The sequence below is a fragment of the Enterobacteriaceae bacterium ESL0689 genome (genome assembly GCA_029433525.1).
In the GTDB taxonomy this organism is placed as follows: Bacteria; Pseudomonadota; Gammaproteobacteria; order Enterobacterales; family Enterobacteriaceae; genus JAQTIF01.
The window spans coordinates 303,029-322,544 of record JAQTIF010000002.1 but is presented as its reverse complement, the minus strand read 5'-3'; the positions used below and the strand labels follow the sequence as shown (position 1 = coordinate 322,544).

Annotated in this window: 21 protein-coding genes, 1 tRNA gene and 1 pseudogene; 20 read left to right on the top strand and 3 right to left on the bottom strand. The window is 48.3% G+C overall.

Annotation, left to right across the window (positions count from 1 at the left end; genetic code table 11):
- Positions 1–4 precede the first annotated feature (4 nt).
- The 8 genes from PT300_13270 (at position 5) to PT300_13235 (ending at position 3,959) form a co-directional block, all read left to right on the top strand.
- Positions 5–313 carry a hypothetical protein gene (locus tag PT300_13270; GenBank protein MDF7681504.1) on the top strand — a complete coding sequence of 103 codons (309 nt, stop codon included), beginning with the start codon at positions 5–7 and terminating at the stop codon, positions 311–313.
- A 2-nt stretch (positions 314–315) separates the two neighbouring features.
- Positions 316–693 (top strand): hypothetical protein, encoded by a 378-nt coding sequence (locus tag PT300_13265; protein ID MDF7681503.1) that lies wholly within the window; start codon positions 316–318, stop codon positions 691–693.
- Positions 694–870: 177 nt separating this feature from the next.
- Entirely contained in the window at positions 871–1,218 is a 348-nt protein-coding gene (locus tag PT300_13260; GenBank protein ID MDF7681502.1) for a hypothetical protein, read from the top strand.
- Between the two features lie 2 nt (positions 1,219–1,220).
- Positions 1,221–1,589, top strand: coding sequence for an HK97 gp10 family phage protein (locus PT300_13255; GenBank protein ID MDF7681501.1), 369 nt, complete (start codon positions 1,221–1,223; stop codon positions 1,587–1,589).
- Complete coding sequence (locus PT300_13250; GenBank protein ID MDF7681500.1) at positions 1,586–1,969, top strand: hypothetical protein; 384 nt, start codon at positions 1,586–1,588, stop codon at positions 1,967–1,969. The genes PT300_13255 and PT300_13250 overlap by 4 nt, the downstream gene beginning before the upstream one ends.
- 61 nt (positions 1,970–2,030) lie before the next feature.
- Positions 2,031–2,774: an Ig-like domain-containing protein gene (locus PT300_13245; GenBank protein MDF7681499.1), complete on the top strand. Its 744-nt coding sequence runs from the start codon at positions 2,031–2,033 to the stop codon at positions 2,772–2,774.
- 60 nt (positions 2,775–2,834) lie between these two features.
- Positions 2,835–3,509 carry a DUF6246 family protein gene (locus PT300_13240; GenBank protein ID MDF7681498.1) on the top strand — a complete coding sequence of 225 codons (675 nt, stop codon included), beginning with the start codon at positions 2,835–2,837 and terminating at the stop codon, positions 3,507–3,509.
- 69 nt (positions 3,510–3,578) lie between these two features.
- Complete coding sequence (locus PT300_13235) at positions 3,579–3,959, top strand: cell envelope protein SmpA (protein MDF7681497.1); 381 nt, start codon at positions 3,579–3,581, stop codon at positions 3,957–3,959.
- Positions 3,960–4,463: 504 nt separating this feature from the next.
- On the opposite strand, the gene PT300_13230 is transcribed toward PT300_13235, so the two are convergent.
- Positions 4,464–4,781 (bottom strand): hypothetical protein, encoded by a 318-nt coding sequence (locus tag PT300_13230; protein MDF7681496.1) that lies wholly within the window; start codon positions 4,779–4,781, stop codon positions 4,464–4,466.
- Positions 4,782–4,980: 199 nt separating this feature from the next.
- On the opposite strand from PT300_13230, the gene PT300_13225 reads away from it, so the two are divergent.
- The 12 genes and pseudogenes from PT300_13225 (at position 4,981) to PT300_13170 (ending at position 17,875) form a co-directional block, all read left to right on the top strand.
- The gene (locus PT300_13225) at positions 4,981–5,172 is read left to right on the top strand and encodes a hypothetical protein (GenBank protein ID MDF7681495.1); all 192 of its coding nucleotides are present in this window, start codon (positions 4,981–4,983) and stop codon (positions 5,170–5,172) included.
- A pseudogene (locus PT300_13220) lies at positions 5,169–5,516 on the top strand (phage antirepressor N-terminal domain-containing protein). The gene PT300_13225 and the pseudogene PT300_13220 overlap by 4 nt, the downstream one beginning before the upstream one ends.
- Positions 5,517–5,786: 270 nt before the next feature.
- The gene (locus PT300_13215) at positions 5,787–9,512 is read left to right on the top strand and encodes a tape measure protein (GenBank protein ID MDF7681494.1); all 3,726 of its coding nucleotides are present in this window, start codon (positions 5,787–5,789) and stop codon (positions 9,510–9,512) included.
- Positions 9,513–9,554: 42 nt separating this feature from the next.
- On the top strand, positions 9,555–9,902 hold the full coding sequence (locus PT300_13210; protein MDF7681493.1) for a phage tail protein: 348 nt from the start codon (positions 9,555–9,557) through the stop codon (positions 9,900–9,902).
- Between the two features lie 20 nt (positions 9,903–9,922).
- Positions 9,923–10,627 carry a phage minor tail protein L gene (locus PT300_13205; protein MDF7681492.1) on the top strand — a complete coding sequence of 235 codons (705 nt, stop codon included), beginning with the start codon at positions 9,923–9,925 and terminating at the stop codon, positions 10,625–10,627.
- Positions 10,627–11,346, top strand: a complete 720-nt coding sequence (locus tag PT300_13200) for a C40 family peptidase (protein MDF7681491.1) — start codon at positions 10,627–10,629, stop codon at positions 11,344–11,346. Before PT300_13205 ends, PT300_13200 begins: the two co-directional genes overlap by 1 nt.
- Positions 11,289–11,816 (top strand): tail assembly protein, encoded by a 528-nt coding sequence (locus tag PT300_13195; GenBank protein MDF7681490.1) that lies wholly within the window; start codon positions 11,289–11,291, stop codon positions 11,814–11,816. Before PT300_13200 ends, PT300_13195 begins: the two co-directional genes overlap by 58 nt.
- A 16-nt stretch (positions 11,817–11,832) precedes the next feature.
- Positions 11,833–15,063, top strand: coding sequence for a phage tail protein (locus PT300_13190; protein ID MDF7681489.1), 3,231 nt, complete (start codon positions 11,833–11,835; stop codon positions 15,061–15,063).
- 219 nt (positions 15,064–15,282) lie between these two features.
- Positions 15,283–15,552: a hypothetical protein gene (locus tag PT300_13185; protein MDF7681488.1), complete on the top strand. Its 270-nt coding sequence runs from the start codon at positions 15,283–15,285 to the stop codon at positions 15,550–15,552.
- A gap of 2 nt (positions 15,553–15,554) precedes the next feature.
- The gene (locus PT300_13180) at positions 15,555–16,175 is read left to right on the top strand and encodes a hypothetical protein (GenBank protein MDF7681487.1); all 621 of its coding nucleotides are present in this window, start codon (positions 15,555–15,557) and stop codon (positions 16,173–16,175) included.
- Between the two features lie 240 nt (positions 16,176–16,415).
- Positions 16,416–16,673, top strand: coding sequence for a hypothetical protein (locus PT300_13175; GenBank protein MDF7681486.1), 258 nt, complete (start codon positions 16,416–16,418; stop codon positions 16,671–16,673).
- 59 nt (positions 16,674–16,732) lie between these two features.
- Positions 16,733–17,875: a tail fiber domain-containing protein gene (locus tag PT300_13170; protein ID MDF7681485.1), complete on the top strand. Its 1,143-nt coding sequence runs from the start codon at positions 16,733–16,735 to the stop codon at positions 17,873–17,875.
- Positions 17,876–17,928: 53 nt separating this feature from the next.
- Here PT300_13170 and PT300_13165 read toward each other — a convergent pair whose 3' ends face one another.
- Together PT300_13165 and PT300_13160 are read right to left on the bottom strand one after the other, a co-directional pair.
- Positions 17,929–19,086, bottom strand: a complete 1,158-nt coding sequence (locus tag PT300_13165) for a tyrosine-type recombinase/integrase (GenBank protein ID MDF7681484.1) — start codon at positions 19,084–19,086, stop codon at positions 17,929–17,931.
- A gap of 163 nt (positions 19,087–19,249) precedes the next feature.
- A tRNA-Arg gene (locus PT300_13160) sits at positions 19,250–19,321 on the bottom strand.
- Positions 19,322–19,516 lie beyond the last annotated feature (195 nt).

Genomic DNA, 19,516 nt, shown 5'->3' with positions numbered 1-19,516 from the left:
TACGATGTTTGTAAAAATGCTGGTGGATAATCAGTTTGCTGGTGCGGATTTCCAGAAACTGGATATTGGCGCAATTTATGAAGTTGAGGACGCGATCGCTAAAAAATGGATTGCTGACGGAAAGGCCGTACTGTCCAGGGAAGCGGGGGTGAAACTGCAGTTTGAGGTCGCGACGCCGTCTGTAGACGATGAGGCTGTCGCGCTCAAAACCCAACTTGATGAGGCGCTGGCACAAATCCAGCAACTGAAGGATGCGGCGAAAGCCCGGCAGGAGAAAACCGAGCCGGAAACCCCTCAAAAGAAGGATAAATAATCGTGACTAACCCAATCACGGCGGCAGACGTGACGGCGTTCCTCGGTGAGATGGGTTATTCAATCCCCGGCTCGCTGCTCGACCCAATTCTATGCACGGTAAACAAGATTATCCCCTGCCTCGACGGAGCGGGATACGACGACTGCACCGCAAAATTGATTCTTATTTATGCGGCGGCACTGGTGGCAACCTCGTCCGGCGCACGACGCCTGAAATCACAGAGCAGCCCATCTGGTGCATCCCGTTCGTTCGATTATGACGGCGACGGCGTGACCTGGCTTCGCGACTCACTGGCAAAACTCGATACCAGCGGTTGCACCAGTGGTTTACCAATCAGTGCCGGTAATAGCGTTGGGTTTTTTATGGTCGTGGAGGGCTGATCAACAGTGTGGATATCTGTTAATCACCATCTGCCAAAACAATACACGCGGGTGTGGGTTCTGACGAATACAGGCGAGCAAACCACGGCCTACGTAAAAAGCAACGGCGAGTGGTTTATCAATTGTGAGCGTATCAGGGTAACGGGCGCAGTTGTATTGCAGTGGAGGGAATAAATAATGTCAAGCGCCGCCAACTGGAGCTATACAGCACAGGCCACCGTCTGGCGCAGTCTTGGTAAAGATGAGATTGGTGATCCGCTGGGATACGCCGCGCCGGAAATAATCGCCTGTGATTACGAGGGCGGGCTATCCAGACGAGCGGGCAATCTGGGGCTTGCGGTTATAGTAAAAAATACAGTCTGGACTGAATACGCGCTGGCGCAGGCAGGGGATTATCTTCTGATCGGTGCCTCGGCAGTGGCTGATCCGGTTGTAGCGGGCGCTGACGAGATTCAGCAGGTTATCCGGTACGCTGATACATTCGAACGTCAGTCAGACGATTTTGCAATTATAACGGGGGGGTAAATATGGGGGTAAAGGTCAAGGGGGTTCAGAAAGTCGCTAACAACGTAAACCGCATACTGAACGACATTACCGGGCGTAAAATCGGTCGGGCATTGCAGGCAGCGCTGATAGTTGGTGCCACAAGGGCGGCATTATATACCCCAATTGACACGTCTACCTTGCTTAATAGTCAGTTCAGGGAGTTTTTTGTTTCAGGTACAGTTTTTACTGGTCGTGTCGGATATTCAGCTAATTATGCGGTTTATGTGCATGACCCAACGATTCATCAGCGCTTCAGGCGTGCTACAGCAAAAAAAGAGTTTCTTACTGCTGGATTTGAAGAAGAGCGCTCTGATATTGATGCTGTGGTGAAAAAAGAGCTTTCGCTATGAAACCGTTAATGTATGAGCGGGTGCGGAATTTATTCGGAAATGCGGGGCTGACAGACGGTTTTATTGTTCAGCAGCTTTTTTATGACGATCCCGGTGATTTAAGCAAGGCTCTGATGGTTTTTCGCCCGGCTGGTGGAACGGCAATCAGAAACGATTCAGGTGCTGAATATAATGTGCTTGTGGATGTGATCGGTGCAAAAGACCGGCGCGGGGCGGCTGTAGAGGCTGTGCAACGGATTATTGATTATATCCAGGCTAACCCTATGACTGATGAGTGTGTCGGCTACATACAAAACACAGGCGGCATTCCTCCGCCAGTATTGACCGAGGAGGGGCGCATTGTGTTCAGGCTGCAATTTGTGTGCACCTACGGGGAGTAATCAGAACTACTAACGACCTGCTACGGCAGGTTTTTTTGTTTTTATATTGAGAGGAATTTCTATGGCGGATTGCCCTGGTTCTAATGAACGTCTTTTTGGTGGTGCGGTCGTGCTGGAGGTCGCTGACGGGTGCTCTGATACTGTACCTCAGGAATCAGACTGGAAAGCGCTGGCGGCAGGCACCAGCAAGGGTTTTGACTTCAGCCCGAACAGCGTCACCAGTGACGCAGATGATGGTGGTGGTTTCGTTGAAACTATCATTACTAACAGTGATTTTACTATCTCGTTTGAGGGAGAGGTGCGTAAAAAGGATAAGCTGGATCAGTACGGTATTGGTAAATTTATTTCTTATTTTGCCACAGAACTGAAAGCAAAACGTCAGCCGGGCTTGTGGGTGCGTATGGACTACGGGCCAGTAGAGTTTGTAGGATATATGATGATAACGGCATTAAGTAGTGATGGCGGGACAAATGATATTGCTTCGTTTTCTACTGAGTTCAAGGTTGGTGATGCCAGTACAATTCAGGTCAATATACTGGACAACGTTGCTGTAACTGACGTAACCCTGTCGCAGGCTACCAGTACCGGCGCAGTTAGTGGCACCAGCACATTTACTGTTAATGTGCTGCCCGCTAACGCAACCAATAAAAATTTTACTGTGTCGTCAACTAATCCCGCTAAGGCAACGGCGACGGCGTCAGGAAATACGGTTACTGTTAACCGTGTTGCAACCGGATCCGCGCAGATTGTTGTCAATACCATTGATGGCAATAAAGTTGCTATACACACTGTAACTGTTAGCTAAGTGTTTATTACAAAGGGTGGTGTTGATCACCCTTGATAATAACCATTTACCGGAATGATTATGAACGTATTAAAAGAAATCGGGGAGATCTGCATCAGTGACAGCCGGGAAGGGGGGCGTGATTATATTCTCAGACCCTCGTTTGAGGCTATGGCCAGACTTGGGGATCCTGCTGAAATAGTTGATCTCTTTGCTATTATCAATGGCAGTGAGTACGGCTCTTTTCTTGATCCCTTATATGACAGGCTTGGGCGAGTTCCCGAGTGGATTATTCCGACACTGGCGGCAATGACTGACCGGATGTTATCGGCGTCTGTGCGTGTATTGCAGGCTTGTTGTACTGAGGATATGAGCGCAGTTTTTGGGGGATGGGAAGATAAAGGGGATCATACTGAATACCAGCCCGGCCTTATGCTTCGCGAGGATATTATCATTATCGCCAGTCAATTATTACTACACGGTATTATCGGACGGGCAAAGATACGTCGCCTGCAGCGCCATGAATCCAGTGAAACAACGAACGAATTCAGAGCGGTTGAGTATATCAATGCTGCACGTTCCCACTTTGGTATGAGCCGCGATGAAGCGTCAAGGCTGACGATGACAGAGTTTCAGCTCTTACTGGCTGCAAAATACCCCGATCAGAAAGGGTTTACGCGCGAAGAGTACGACAGCGTTGTTGATTCGTATCTGGAGCGGAAGAAACAAAGACTGGCAGCACATCAAGTAAACTAATTATTTTTATTGCACTCAAATAGCGCCCTGATAGGATAAATTCTCTTATTTACTAATAAGGTCAGGGATATGAAAAAATTGTTACTTGCTTTTACTCTTGGTGTATCTGTTTTAACAATCACCGCTTGCGCTCCAACGGTTCAGACGGTTGACTATAACCAGAAATCAATGCTTTTGTCTCTTGGGATGGGTAAAAACGATGTTATGCAGATTATGGGGGCACCACGAAGAACTGATGTTAATCAGGATCGGGAGCGCTGGATTTACTGGAATAAATCTATATATGGGTTCACTGTTGTTGATAATGAACAATTAGCCGTTGATCGCCTGGTTGTTACGTTTGTTAACGGTAAAGTATCAAAATGGGGACAGCAAACACTGTCCGATGATGTTCTGGAATCCACACAAAAAAGTGCAGACGCTTACGCTAAAGCATTCCAGAAACAGTAGCGATTAAGCTGTTGACATCCTCCCTGCGCTAAATGTAGTGGGGATGTCAGCTTCTTGAATATTCACCTGAACCGTTTACTGGCCTGATTGTAAACATGGTTACGTTCGTGTTCTCCAATTTTCGAAAATCAGTGCGCTATCAGGCTGGGGCACGGCACTGGCAAAGTGTGGTTATGACGTAACAAAATTGCAGGCACAATTTTGCTGGCATCACCCGAAACGTGCCGGGCATATACTCAGGGCGGAAGAACTGGCCATTGCGCTGAAACGTCAGCCCTTGCTTGGTATTTTCCCGGCAGTAAAAGTTTCAGTTGAAAATTTTGATAGCGTATTACGGGGCACTACAGGAATTATTTTTTTCAAAGATTTTTGGCCGCGTGATAACGAAGGATTTATCAACCGCTCTGGCGATCACATTGATTTGTGGAACGGGACGAGACTCACAAAATACTCCAGCTATTTCCGTATTCAGTTTGGGTTTCACTGGAGAGGTAAACTAAGTAACTATTTTGATTCTAATGAAATCTGGTTCTGGAGAGTGTTGTGACAGCCATCAAACTGATCTTCTCTGCCTTTCTTGGTATCGTATGTTTTCTTGTCCCCTGGTTTGCTATCTATCCCTCCTTCTGCCATTTTTTTGTTGGCCCCATTATGGGAGAAGATCAGATGATGAAAAATTTCGGAATCATGCTTTTCGGAACCCCACTGATAGCTATAGCTGGTGGGGTTATTGGCTGGCGGACTGGCAGGAGGTTTTTTAAAAAATCGGCTCAGGATTAGCTGGCTATTGACGTCCTGATTAGACTCTTCTATAGTAATCACAGGTGCTCAAAACACCTCAAACAGCGGTATCCACACCCGATAGCTATGTGGTTTTTTTATGTCCGGAATTTTTGATTTATGACCGGGTGTGCGGCTAATATAACACCAGCAATGGGAATATGCCCGCCGTCTGTTTGCGGTTTTGAGCACCCGGTCACCCGCGAAAGGGTAAATCAAAATATCAAACAGGACATAACTCATGACAAACCTTCCACACGACTACTACGTAGCCCTGCTAAAAATCCTGCTCAGCAAATCAGATTTCACAGACAAATTCCGGCTGGCTGAGCTGCTGGAACGTGAAGCTATGCGCATTGCGGCCAATAGCCCAGCTATCTCACAGGCTAAATCCTCCCTGGTTACTAAGATCGTGATGGGAGGGGCTAAATGAACACTACCATTACCGTACCGTTCCACGGCACCGAGCTATATGTTATCGATCACAATGGCGAACCCTACACCCCGATGAAGCCTATTGTTGATGGAATGGGAATGGACTGGAAAAGTCAGTTCATAAAGATTAAACAGCGCTTTGCTAAAGGTATGGTGGAAATCACCATACCTTCCTCTGGTGGCCCTCAAAAAATGTTGTGCCTTGCACTGCGTAAACTTGCCGCCTGGCTAAACACTATCAGCCCAAACAAGGTCAGGCCAGAAATCCGCGAGCGTGTGATCCAATATCAGAATGAGTGCGACGACGTTCTGTACGAATACTGGACTACAGGAGAGGTAAAGCGCAAATCCAGCGCTATCAGTAACCCCATAACGTCAGTAGCAGACGGACGCCTGCTACTGACACTGAAAGACGGGAAGATCGTTCTGTCACAGGTTCTGCGGGAAAATGAGTATGTGGCCACACTGGCCGGTTTTCTCGAACTGGCGAAAAAGGCCGATTTCTTTGTGATAAATAAAGACGATCTGCTGGCAATGATGCGTGCTTAATAAATCATCAAAGGTTTCACATAACCCGCTTCGGCGGGTTTTTTTATTTCAGGAGAAAGGCGGATGACCGAACAAAAACAAGATAAAACAAACGTTGGCACTATTGTTTATGAAGTCGATATAGAGACCGCCAGATTACTACAGGGACGCCGTGATATTGATGCAGCATTAAACGGCCTGACTGGCGGTATGGGACGGCTTGAAACCAGTGTGACGAGAGCTGAGCGCTCGATATCGTCAATTGAGGGATCAATATCTCGCCTGACCTCTGTTGCCCGTGGGTTGATGGCCGTGCTGTCTGTTCAACAGGTTACTGACTATGCCAACTCCTGGGTTACGCTAAATAATAAACTCGCCAACGCACGCCGCCCCAACGAGCAACTCGCGGAGGTAACAGAGCGTGTTTTTGATATTTCGCAAAAAACCATGTCCAGTCTGGACGCTACCGCGACTCTGTACGCCCGGCTGGAGCGAGCTACCCGCACAGCCGGGACAGGCGTAGCTGATTTAATAAAACTGACCGAAACAATAAATAAAGGGCTGGTGGTTTCAGGTGCTACAACGCAGGAAGCCAGTTCAGCTATGATCCAGTTATCACAGGCATTAGCTTCTGGCGTATTGCGTGGCGAGGAATTTAACTCAATCTCAGAAAACGGTAGCAGGCTGGCTGTGGCACTGGCTCAGTCGTTGGGCGTCACGATTGGACAGTTGCGCGAAATGGCGGCGAAAGGGAAGTTAACAACAGACGTTGTTGTTAAGGGGTTACTGTCTCAGGGCGACCAGATTGCTAAAGAATTTGCCAACACCACTATGACACTGAGCCAGGCGTTTAATATTGCCACCAATAACGTTACTAAATTTGTTGGCGAATCCACCACAATAAAATCTGTTTACGCTGCGTCAAGCGGTGCGATTGTTTCCCTCAGTCAGAATATTGATGTTTTAAGTAAGGCCGTTATGGCCGTATCGCTATTGATGGGCGGACGATACCTGTCCGCTATAGCACTGGCCACGACCGGAAAAATAAAATCGGCAATGGCTGCGGTGCAGCAATCTGCGGCTGAAAGGCAGTTAGCAAAAGATGAAATGGGTGCAGCGCAGGCAATTCAGCGTCGGGCCGCTGTTGAAAAACAGGCAGCACTGGACGAGCGCGCCCGTGCAGAGCAAACGCTGGCAGGTTTAAAAGCGACGAACGCCGCGACAGTAGCGGAAGTTGCCCGTGCTGATGCAGAGCTTGCCAGTATTAAAGTCAGTCTTGAACAAATACAGGCTGAAAAAGCGCTGGAAATACAGCGCCTCAAATCACAAGTTTCTGAGCAGGGGCGAATTGCCACTGCAACCAGGATGGCCGAATTAAGAAAGGCCGAAGCGGTTCTTACTACACGATTAGCGAATGCGGAATCTGCCGCACAGGCGGCGAGATCTGCCGCCTATGAAACCGCCAGCGCCAAAATTACTGCCGCTAACGGCGCGGTTATCACAACCACAGAGGCGCTAAGAGCCGCAAACGGGCGACTTGCTGCGTCACAGGAGATTGTAACAGCCACCAGTTTTAGTATGGCCAACGCTGTTAAATCTATAAATACATTACTTATGCCTCTCGGTGGTATAGGTGGTGTGTTACTGGCCGTGGCTGCTGGCTGGTATCTGTACGCGCAAAATCAGGCACAGGCACGGCAGGAGGCGATAGCATTCGCTGATACCCTCCCCGATGTTATTAAACACCTCAAAGAGCTAAACCGTGTTCAGGCGGAAGGTGCCAAAGCGGATACCATAAGCTCAATTAAAGCGCAAAAGGAAGCGATAAATGAGCTTGAAAAATCAGTCGCAGATCTGAAGAGCAAATATGAAGAAAGTATGGATGCAGCCAGACAAATGGCTGTGGAGCAGGATGAGGAAAACGGGCATGTCATTAGAGCAAAAAATATAGCCAATGAGTTAGCGCAAAAACGGCGCGACCTGGAAAATGCGAATAAGACGCTCAAGGCGTCGGAAGATGCCCTTCTTCAGATTAATACCCGGGTTAATGATACTATTGTTGAGCAGATGAAGGCCGCGAGGGATAACGCAATTGCACTGGCGGAAGCAGAAAAAAAAGCGTCTTTTTTAAGTAAAGCGCAGGAATTTCTTGCGGAAATGTTTGGCCTGACTACGCAGGCAATGAAGGAATTTAACGCTGAGACTTTAAAAGTCAACTGGGGCGGAAAAGAGGGCGAAAAACTTCTTAAACAGGCAGAGCGAAGGCTTGCTCTTTCAAAACTGGAGGGGGCGGAACGGGCAAAATTACAGGCTCAGTATGATGCTGAAGACGCGGGGATTGCAGACGAGCGGGCAATAAAAATATTGCAGGAGAAATATGCTGCTACTGAGCAAAATAAAACGGCGACCAAAGAAAATACGGCTGAAACGGAAAAGGCGACCAGGCAGCATGAAACCGCTGCTCAAAAACTGAGTGAGCTTAAACGGCAATCAGAGCTGGCGGCTGATTCAACCAAAGAACTCAGCCGCGAACAGGCCATTCTTGCTGCTCAACAATTGCTTGGTAAAGGAGCGACATCTGAACAGTTAGCAGAAGCTGCTAAATATGCCGGCATAAAATGGGATACGGCTAATGCGTTAAAAGCGCAGGCAGCGGCAGAAAAATTACTTCCGGAAACGAAGGAAAACGCCTCATATAAACAAGATCTGCTTGATTTGAAAACTGCCCTTGATGGTAAGCGAATAACTTTGGAGCAGTTTAACCGGACTACTGAGTTACTGGAGCAGCAGCACCAGATCAATCTCGCTAAAATCCGCGCAGATCAGATTGCTACCAACCCCGTTGCTGAGGCGAGAGCACAGGTAGATCCAGTGCAACAACTGGCCAATCAGAATAACCAGAAACTGGCACTCCTGCAGCAATACCAGCAGCAGGAGCAGGCGATATTAACGCAGTCGTATCAGAACGGGAATCTGAGTTATGACCAGTATATTGCTGCAAAAGCAAAGACTGATGCGCAGTATCTGGAGCTAAAGAATGCCCAGGAAACCGAATATGAGCAGCAACGTATCGCGGCGCAATGGGAAATTTATCGCAATCAGAGTCAGGCATACGAATTACTGGCTGCGTCAATTGACGGTTTCCAGAGCGGAGCATCAAGCGCTATTACAGGGCTGATTAACGGCACACAGAGTTTGCAGGAAGCTTTTGTCAATATCGGGACGACCATTCTTAACAGTGTAGTGAGTTCGCTCGTTGAGATGGGGGTTCAGTGGGTTAAATCTCAGATCATGGGACAAGCTCAGGCATCGGCTTCCCTGGCGGAGACTGAAGCGCTGGCAACAGCGGCCGCTACATCCTGGGCACCTGCTGCTGTCAGTGCGTCAATAGCGACGTATGGTGGCGCTTCTACAGTAGGACAGACGGCTTATGCTGGCGCATTAGTTGCGGCACAAGGGATGGCGGCGGCTGGCGCACGTTACAACGGCGGGCCAGTGAGCGCGAATTCCATGTATCGGGTTGGTGAAAACGGCAAACCTGAGATATTCAAAGCCTCGAGCGGTGAGCAATACATGATTCCGGGTGACAACGGTCGGGTTATCAGTAACCGTGATATTGGCTCAGGCGGCAGTGCTGGCGGGGTTCAGAACGTCTATTTCACTATTAACACCACAGGGGGAATTGGAGAGGCAGATTGGGCGAAAATTGAGGCCAGAGCCATGGCAATTAGTAAAAAAATGGCGCTATTCCAGATTAACGATCAGGCCAGTCGTCCGGGTGGATTAATCCAGCCGAGGACAAAAAGATAAGCACACAACCCGCTTCGGCGGGTTTTTTATTGGGGGGCACTCATGCCAGAAATATTCACATGGTCGCCTCAAAAGGGCTACTCCGTTGAGCGCTCGCCAAACGTTGCTGTTGTCAAGTTGGGTGACGGATACGAGCAGCGCCAGGTGAGGGGCATTAATCCACTACTGGATAAATACACTCTGACATTTAAGGGAGTTGATAGTGTCAGGAAGCCCAATGTGGCGCGGGAAGCCGAGGCTTTTCTCAAAGCCCGTATGGCGGTCGAGTCGTTCTACTGGACGCCATCGGATACAGGGGTGCGGGCGCTGTTTGTCTGCCGTTCCTGGAGTGTGACAAAAACAGGGGCAATTTACGATCTGACGGCCACGTTTGAACAGGTGCCGCGATAGTTTTTCTACAGGGGTTTGTTGTGCGCGATATACCAGTCAGTTTAATTATTGATAGTGTTGATGCGGGGGTCGATGCGTTTATCGATCTGTTTGAGGCTGATTTGCAGCCGTTAGGTGGCGATCTGATTCGTTTTCACTCTGGCACAAACGGCTATTATGGTGACGTTATCTGGAGGGGAAATAAATACCAGGCGTATCCGATAGCGGTATTCGGGTTTGAGTCAAAAAATGAAGGGACATACGCCCGTCCTTCGATGGCGGTGGCGAATCTTACCGGATTATTAACGGGGATTAATCACGATTTTGGTGATCTGCTTGACGTTGTTATAACCAGGCGACAGGTCTCTGTAAAATATCTCGATGCAGTGAATTTTCCCAACGGGAATCCTGACGCAGATCCAACACAGGAGGCTGTTTCCCGTTATGTAGTTGATAAAGTTGAAGAAGAAACGCGCGAACAGGTGACCTATTCACTGTCTACCCCTGTTGATCACGATACCGCCGTTATCCCCGGACGGACAATTTTAGCTGACGTGTGTCAGTGGCAATATCGCGGTGTGGGGTGTGGCTACAACGGGCCACCGGTAGCTGACGAACGGGATAACCCGACTTCAGATCTGGCAAAAGATAAATGTTCTCACCGTCGCGCAGGTTGCCGCTTTCGCCATCCCCGACCTGATCCCTTGCCAATCAGTAGTTTCCCCGGATCACAGAAGGTTACATGATACAGACTCTACTTGATTATGCTGCCTTATCGCGTGACGAGGTGTGCGGGTTAATTCTTGATGATGATCGTCTGTTTCCCTGCAAAAATGTGCATCCGGAACCCGATAAACATTTTCGTATCAGTGATAACGACTGGCTGACAGCAGAGGAAAACGGCGAGATAACAGCAGTATTTCATTCACACCCGCAAAACATCCCGATATTGTCCGGCGCAGATCGGCAAATGCAGGTCATGACTGGCCTCCCCTGGTGGCTGGCTAGTGGTGGAAAAATTCATAAATTCAGGCCGGTTCCGTTCCTGCTTGGGCGCAGATTTGAGCACGGCGTGACGGACTGTTACACCCTGTTCAGGGACGCCTATCACCTGTGTGGTATTGATCTGCCGGATTTTGAGCGCTCTAACGGCTGGTGGCTGAGAGGAGAAAATCTCTACCTGAATAACCTGATGCTCAACGGGTTTCGACAGGTCTCACCAGATGAAGCGTTGCCCGGCGACGTCATTATCAGGCAACCGTTCCCCGGAGCAGATCCCTGTCACGCCATGATCTTCCTTGAAGATAATGTTGTGCTTCATCATGACCATGCCGGGAACCTGAGCCGCAGAGAGCCGATGCGGGCGGCATACATCAAACAAATGCATTCTATTTGGAGATACAACCAGTGCTCATTTTTAAATTTGCAGGCAATTTACGCCGATTTCACCGCCAGATCTCTCTGAACGTAGACACGCCCGCACAGGGCTTGCGTTTACTGCTTGCACAGGATCATGAATTTAAAAAAGCTTTTCTTAATACCCGGTTACGAGTACGGGTGGCCGGGGAGGAGCTGGAGGAGAACTCCGCGCGCTGGCATATGGATCGGCATCTTAAGCCGGGTTCAACAGTGCTGTTTGTGCCGGTAGTAGAGGGTGCTTTTGCCGGGGCGGCGGTGGCATGGATCGCGGTTGCGGTTAGCGTGGCCTCAATCGCCTACTCGGTCTATATGTCGCGGAATATGAAAAACAGATCCTCAGCTGAGGCGGCGGAAAATAATTCGCTGACAAATAACTCGTTTACCAGTGCAGAGAACAGAGTGGGCCAGGGGCGATCTGTACCCATTCTTCTCGGAGAAATGGCGGTCGGATCTAATGTTATTTCTCTGGGGATAGACACCAGCAACAATCAGGACTGGACGGAATCAATCAGTTAATCAGATAAGGTGATATATGAGCTCAGGTGGTGGCAAGGCGTCAACGCCAAAACTTATCGATGATAATCTTAAATCAAAACAATTCTATCGGGTACTTGATCTTATCAGCGAAGGTCCGATTTATGGCCCGGTTGACCAGTCACATCTTTCGTCATTTAAACTCAACAAAACCCCGGTTACAGACCCGTCTGGTAACGTCAGTATTAACGGGATCAGCGTTGCGTGGCGTCCGGGGTCGGAAACACAATCACCGATCAACGGTTTTTCGGCCATCGAGGCAACCAGTATTGTTAACACCGAGGTGAAATATGATACCCCTCTGGTGAGGACTATTACTGATCGCGATGTAACGCGCGTCCGTTTCAATGTTGGCGTAACGGGGCTTGTCAAACAGGACAGCAAAGGCAATCAGAAAAATTCCTCTGTAACCATGGTTATTGAAACCCGGACAGCGTCAAAAATCTGGAAAATCGCCAAAACTGTAACAATAACCGGAAAAATATCCGGTGAATATCTGGAGGCGCATGTCATTGAGGCACCAGAAACAAAACCTTTCGATATTCGTGTTCGTCGAATTACTCAGGATAGTGTCAGCGATTTACTGTCTAACGGGACTACCTGGAATAGTTACAGCGAAATAACCGACGATAATTTGAGCTATCCATTCTCTGCAATTGCAGGCTCAGTTATTGACCGCGATCAGTATACCGATACCCCTAGCCGGACATATCATTTTCGGGGACTGATCGTTAGTGTCCCTGATAATTACGACCCGTTAACCAGAACCTATACCGGATTGTGGACAGGTGGTTTTAAACAGGCCTGGACAAATAATCCGGCGTGGCTGTTCCGTGAGCTGGTGACAAATAGCCGTTTTGGATTAGCCCGCTGGACGGGGTATATCGATGTTGATGATGGCGCTCTGTATAGCCTGTCTCAGTATTGCGATCAGCTTGTGGATGACGGATACGGTGGCAAAGAACCACGAATGACGCTTAACGCCTATATCACCGAGCAAACCAGTGCGCGGGATATTCTCGACAAAATAGCCGGGATGTTTCGCGGGATAGCCTTGTGGGACGGGATGCGGTTATCAGTAATGCTGGATGCGCCGCAAGATCCTATTGCAGTAGTCACTAACGCAAACGTGGTCGATGGGATATTCCGGCGTAGTTCTGTCAGTCGCTCGGAAAAATATAATGCCGTTGTGGTTTCGTGGACTGATCCGGATAACGGCTGGGAGCAGGCCAAAGAATATGTGTCTGACGATGAGATGATCGCCAGGAGCAACTATAACGAAACCACATTAGAGGCGTTTGGTTGCACGTCGCGGGGCCAGGCATGGCGGGCTGGTAAGTGGTTGCTGGAGACGGCTAAACGGGAAAGCAGCCGCCTGTCTTTTCAGATGGCGCGGGACGCCATTCATTTTACGCCGGGCGATATTATCGAAGTCATGGACAACGACTATGCCGCCGCGCGTCTTGGCGGGCGCATCGTGGCGCACGCGGGCAATAAAATTACCGTGGACGCTGTTGATTCAACGCTGATATCGGCCGGTGACACCATTTCTCTGCTGGGGAGTGACGGGCGTTTTGTTAAGCACGAAATTAGCGGTGTTTCTGGTAACACAGTAACGTTAAGGACGGCTCCCGCCTGGGTTCGTGACGGCACAGTATTTGCCGTATCCACAGGGACACTTTCTACTCGTCTTTTCCGGATACTGAGTGTTGCCGAGACGGATAATAATTCTGTTTACGAAATTACTGCATCACAGCACGATCCGCACAAACAGGCTATTGTTGACGAGGGTGCTGTTTTTGAGGTATCGAACGATACGCTAAATGGCTATCGTGTGCCGAATATAGAAAATCTGCGGATTATTAATACCAACACTGAAACTGTCCAGGTAACCGCCACCTGGACAACGCCGACCACAACCAAAAAACTGAGTTTTGAGCTGTGTGTGTATACAGACGATGGACGGGTTGTGGCTCGTTATGAAACGGATCAATTTCGCTATGATTTTTTCGGTCTGAATTCAGGTAGTTATACACTCGGTGTCAGAGGCCGGAATGAGAACGGCATGAAAGGTGCGGAGACACAGGCAAGCCTGGTGATAGGCGCGCCACCAGCGCCATCAGGCGTTATCTGGACGCCAGGACTGTTCTCAGCAACTCTTGTGCCGGTAATGCGGATGACGGCAACTTCTGATACCTCGTTTGAATTCTGGAACGCGGGACAAAACAGGGTAGTTAATCCTGCAGACGTGATAAATCAGGCTCAATTCCTCGGACGTTCCGCACAGTGGTCGTTACACGGTTTGCAGGCCGGAGAAACGTATTACGTTTACGTCAGGACGAGAAATGCGTTTGGGGTCTCTGATTTTGTTGAGGCATCTGGTCAGGCGTCGTCTGATATCCCCGGCATGATCGACTTGATTAACGAGGAAATCCACAAATCGGAGGCATTTCATAACCTGCAAACCGGCGTTGATACTAATCTGGCCGGAATTCTGGAAAACGCGCTGGCGAATAACGGCACCGTATCCCGACAGTGGGCGCAGTACGGCGAGGTCAGGGCGGAAATACTGACGGTATCTACAACAGTTGCCAGTGTTGATCAGTCATTGGCTCGGCTAACTACCAGTGTTAACGCTACGTTTAATAACGTAAGCGCGCAGATCCTCCAGCAGCAAACAGCGATCGCTGATAATACTGCGGCGATTTCAAAACTGGATACCTATACTCAGGCGCAGGTTGGCAATCTGACGTCTGCGGTAAACCAGAAACTTAACGCCGAAATTCGCAGTGACGGCACCGGCATAGCGTCTTATTCCCTGAATCTGGGAATTGTGCGGAACAATGTCAAATACGACGCCGGTTTCGGGCTGGCAATTGAGCCATCAGGTAGTGGTTATAAATCAACGCTGGTATTTGCTGCTGACCGGGTTGGTTTTTATTCGGGTAGTAATCCGGGTGAATATCGAGCTGCATTTCTTATAGAAAACGGACAGGCTTTTTTTAACAATGTGTTTATTAAAGACGGGTCTATTGATAACGCTAAGATTGGGGGGTATATTCAATCAGATAATTATGTCGCAGGCCATGCCGGGTGGAATCTCGATAAAACAGGGGTGTTATCTATGTACGGGAATATGGCAGGGGAAGGCAGCATTTCGTTGACTAGCGAAGGACTCAAGGTTTATGACAAAAATAATGTGTTGCGTTGTGTTGTTGGGCGTTATTAGTCTGTCGGCTTGTTCAGGGCCTGAATATAAAGAAGTCGACTGTACAATAAGATATAAAAGATATATATTCCCTTTTGATAGTGAGGTTCGTCTAAAAGTGAATGCTGTGAAATACGATCGCTTTGGACGAATGTCAGTAAAAGTTGTACGAGGGCAGGGGATTGATTTTTATTATCCGTGGATATCATCTGATAATTTTATTAATGAGGATTGCGGTTAGTGGCCTACGGCGCGAAGATTTACGATGCAATCGGGCGTGATATTACTGGAATATTTAGCCCGATTTTTTTTCTTGCCAGCTATTCCTCTGAGTCAGGAATGGTCGATTTTGGCGCTATCCCGGCAGGGAAATCCTTGAAATACTATTTGACGGCAATAGCCGATTATAAGGGTCATGAAGTATCTGTGACTGTTCAGGTATCTGGATCGATTGCGTCGTGGAGAGGTCTGAAGTCTGAATATTCATCACTTATCTTCTATTGGGGGTGAATTTGAACTTTGGACTTAAAATTATCAATAATGATGGCTCTGTATGGTTGAGTCCTGAGTTTACTCCTTTGAATCTTATAACTAAAGGGAGCGTATCAGGAAGTGATGGTACTATTTTTCAATCTGAAATTCCGTCAGCTAATAATTGTATGTTTTTCGTTAAATTTGCAACGGATGGGTTAGCCTTGTTTTCACGAATCACACAAAATGGTTGCCATGCGTTAAGAGTTGATCGCGTAGCTTTAGCGACTGGAATAATAACTATTTATGCATTTAGTGATATATGTATCAATATTCCAAAATATGGGGTTTTCATGTTTAACTCCAGTGGTAAGATGATTTATCATGCTGGAATGATGCCTCTTGAGTTATCTCAGGTAGCTATTTCACTTCGTGAGCCTGTTGTTAGTGTTGGATTCCAGTGTGCTGTCTCGCCCACGTTTAGTGGGGCGACATCAGAGCCTGATTTTCATTTAGGAGGTTATATACTTCGAAGACATTATACAGGAGCGTGTGGCAGGATAATAAGTAACCGTGCGGTTGATGCGGGATCTTTATCAGGCCCAATTTCTGTGGCGTATCAGACATCAGCATTAATTATTAATACTGAAAAGTATGATTGATTTTTATTCCCCACGTCAACGGGGATGAACCGCAGTCACATCTGTTACTAAATCACAGTGGCGTGTGTTCCCCGCGCCAGCGGGGATGAACCGCTAATGATGTTTTCGGCTTCGACCTGACCGAGGTGTTCCCCGCGCCAGCGGGGTGATTTATTAAGTGTACCGAACCCCGTTCTATGATCGGGTAGCATGCATACCGAAAAATAGCTTAAGGCTAAGGTTGCAGGCCGTCTATGAGCGGTGTTCAAGTACCCGACCTCCGAGGTTTTACCCTCAATCCGCAAAACTGGTGCCTATGTAAAACCAGAGGTTTGCCAACCAACGCCCGTAGCAGATGGACGCCTGTTACTGACCCTGAAAGACGGCCGCATCATTCTGTCACAGGTTCTGCGGGATAATCAGTATGTGGCCACACTGGCAGAATTTCTCGACCTAGCGAAAAAGGCAGATTTTTTTGTGGTGCGTAAAGATGATCTGCTGGCAATGATGCACGCTTAATAAACCATAAAAAGTTTCACACGACCCGCTTCGGCGGGTTTTTTATTTCTGGAGAATGTATGGTCACAGGAACTTTAACACTAAAATACAACAATCCGGCTGTTACCGGTAACGCAACTAAATTCACTACCGAGATATCGGCTGGTGATTTTATTGTGGCTACAGTGGGCGGTGTACCGTATACACTACCGGTTAAAACGATTGACAGCGACACAGTGCTGACGCTGGTGAGCAACTACACCGGGCCGGATCAATCAGGTGTTACCTGGTCTGCCGTACCACGGGCAGCACTGAATCTGGTAACGGCTGATTTGGTCGCGCAGGTGACCCAGGCGCTGCGCGGACTGAATTACGACAAAACCAACTGGCAGCAGATATTTTCCGGTAACGGAAACGTCACTGTTCGCCTGCCTGATAACACTACCTGGTCGGGGCCAGCCTGGAACGGGATCGCAGGGCTGATATCAAACAAATTTGATAAAACAGGCGGGAGAATCGACGGTTCGATTGATAGTACCGGCACTATACTCGGACACTACAACGTAATCTCTGAGCGCGACGTAGGCAGACCGGAGCAAAATTCAACTGTTGCGGGTGGGTTGCTGATTTCCAGAATGGAATCCCGTGGCGGATTCAGCGATCCAGCCGGGGCCTACGTTTCGCTCTATACAGAGGAGTGGGTTGGCTACGAACATCGGGCGATTATTAGTCTGGACGGATTTGGGCGAAATAGCTACTGGATTTGCCGCAACGATGGGTCGTTTGACTCGAACACATATCGCGGGCTACGTGGTCGGATTGTATTCTGGACAGGAATACAACCGGGATTTTTGCAGTTATCTGTAGACGGTGCCCTCCGTGGGATCAATTTTTTCGATTCCGATATCAACAAAAAGGAGGATATTCAGGAGGTCAACCCTGGTTCCGCTGCTGAGGTAATCCGCCAGATTCACCCGGTGTCCTATAAATTCAAAGACACAAAATATGATGGTGGAACTGTCGAGGGCAAACGCTACAGTTTTGGCGTTATCGCCCAGGAGATAGAGCAGATTATACCTGACGCCGTTAATACCCTGAGTGACGGTAGCAAATCGCTCGATCCACTGGCTGTGCTGGGGTTATTGCTGGCCGCAAATAAAGAACTGGTGGAGAGGGTAGATCGGCTGGAAACGCAGCTTAAACAACTGGCTACCAGGGAATAGAGTGGGCTGGTAGCTTGTGCCATACATGATGAAATAACATCAAATTTCTGACATCATGTGATGTTTCCGTCTATCCAGTCAGCCCACCACTGCATCATCTCACGCCTTTTATCCAGATATTGTGCATGGTTATAAATCCCGCGAACTGAGTGTTTGTCTGTGTGGGCAAGCTGGCGTTCTATCGCCTCAGAAGGCCATTCATGCTCATGTAAGATAGTGCTGAATTGGTGGCGGAAACCGTGGCCGCTCGCCAGCCCCTCGTAGCCAATTTGCCTGATAACCAGCAAAACAGCGTTTTCGCTAATCGATTTTCTTTTGTCGTTTCGCCCTGCAAATACAAATTGTGAAACTGATTCAGTGATCGGTTTTAACGCCTTGAGTAACCCTATAACCTGCCGTGACATTGGAACAATATGAGGTTTACGGCTTTTCATGACCGATTCATCAATAGTGATAATGCCGGATTCAAAATCTACGTTAACCCATTGCATAGACCGGAGTTCTTTGGTCCTCAGAGCTGTGTATTGCAAAACCATAGTAGCGGTTTTACAGACGATACTACCTGAATATTTAGATAGCGCCTGATTAAATGCCGGGATCTGATTAGGTGGGAGGAAGGGAAAATTTTTCTTCCGGTATCCCTTCATTGCATCGGCGAGATCTGGTGCGGGATTGTATTTTGCTCTCCCTGTCACAATAGCGTACCGGAACACCTCACCACAGCGCCGCCGGGCTTTGTTTGCTCTCTCCAGCGCTCCGCGTTCCTCAATCCTCCGCACAACAGACAGAAGGCCCATTGGTTCTATTTCGTCCATTTCCAGCGATCCGATTAGGGGCAAAATATCGGACTCGAACATCCCTTGTAGCTCCGTTGCATATCCCTCAGACCACGTCTGGCGCTTGTGCGCGTACCACTCATTATAAATTGTTGAGAAGGAATTATTTTTTTCAATCCTCTTTTTTGACCTTACCGGATCGATACCGTCAGCAATATCTTTCCTCGCCTGGTGGGCTTTTTCACGGGCTTCCGCCAGAGAAACAAGCGGATATTTACCCACAGTTAAAATTTTTTCTCTGCCGCCCAGCTTAAATCGTAACTGCCAGGTCTTCTTGCCGGACGTGGGCACGTAGAGGTAGAGGCTATTGCTGTCAAGCAGGCGATAGGGTTTAGCCTGCGGTTTCGCTGCTTCAACTTGTTTAACCGTTAGCATGGGTAAAAATCCGGTGAGTAAAAAACTTTACCCGTTTTTTACCCGCAAAAGAATGCGGTTGTCAACGATTCAATACGGACGATAGCGAACTAAAATTGGATGTGATCGTTGATTTTTCTAGTGGTTAGCGAACTTTTACGGAAGGTGGCGAACTATGCAATAGTGTCCCCTGCAGGAATCGAACCTGCAATTAGCCCTTAGGAGGGGCTCGTTATATCCATTTAACTAAGAGGACAGTACCGCGAAAGTATAGCGCCTTTTCACTTATACGTTAAGCATCAATGGCTTGACTGCTTAAACTGTCGCCATTTCAACCGGCTGGGCTGCCAGCATTACGTTATTGCCACGTCCGGTGCTCCCCTGAATCACCATCGTAATGTGGCCTGAATAACGTCAGACAGGTGCGATTAATTTTTTTCAGCACAAGATT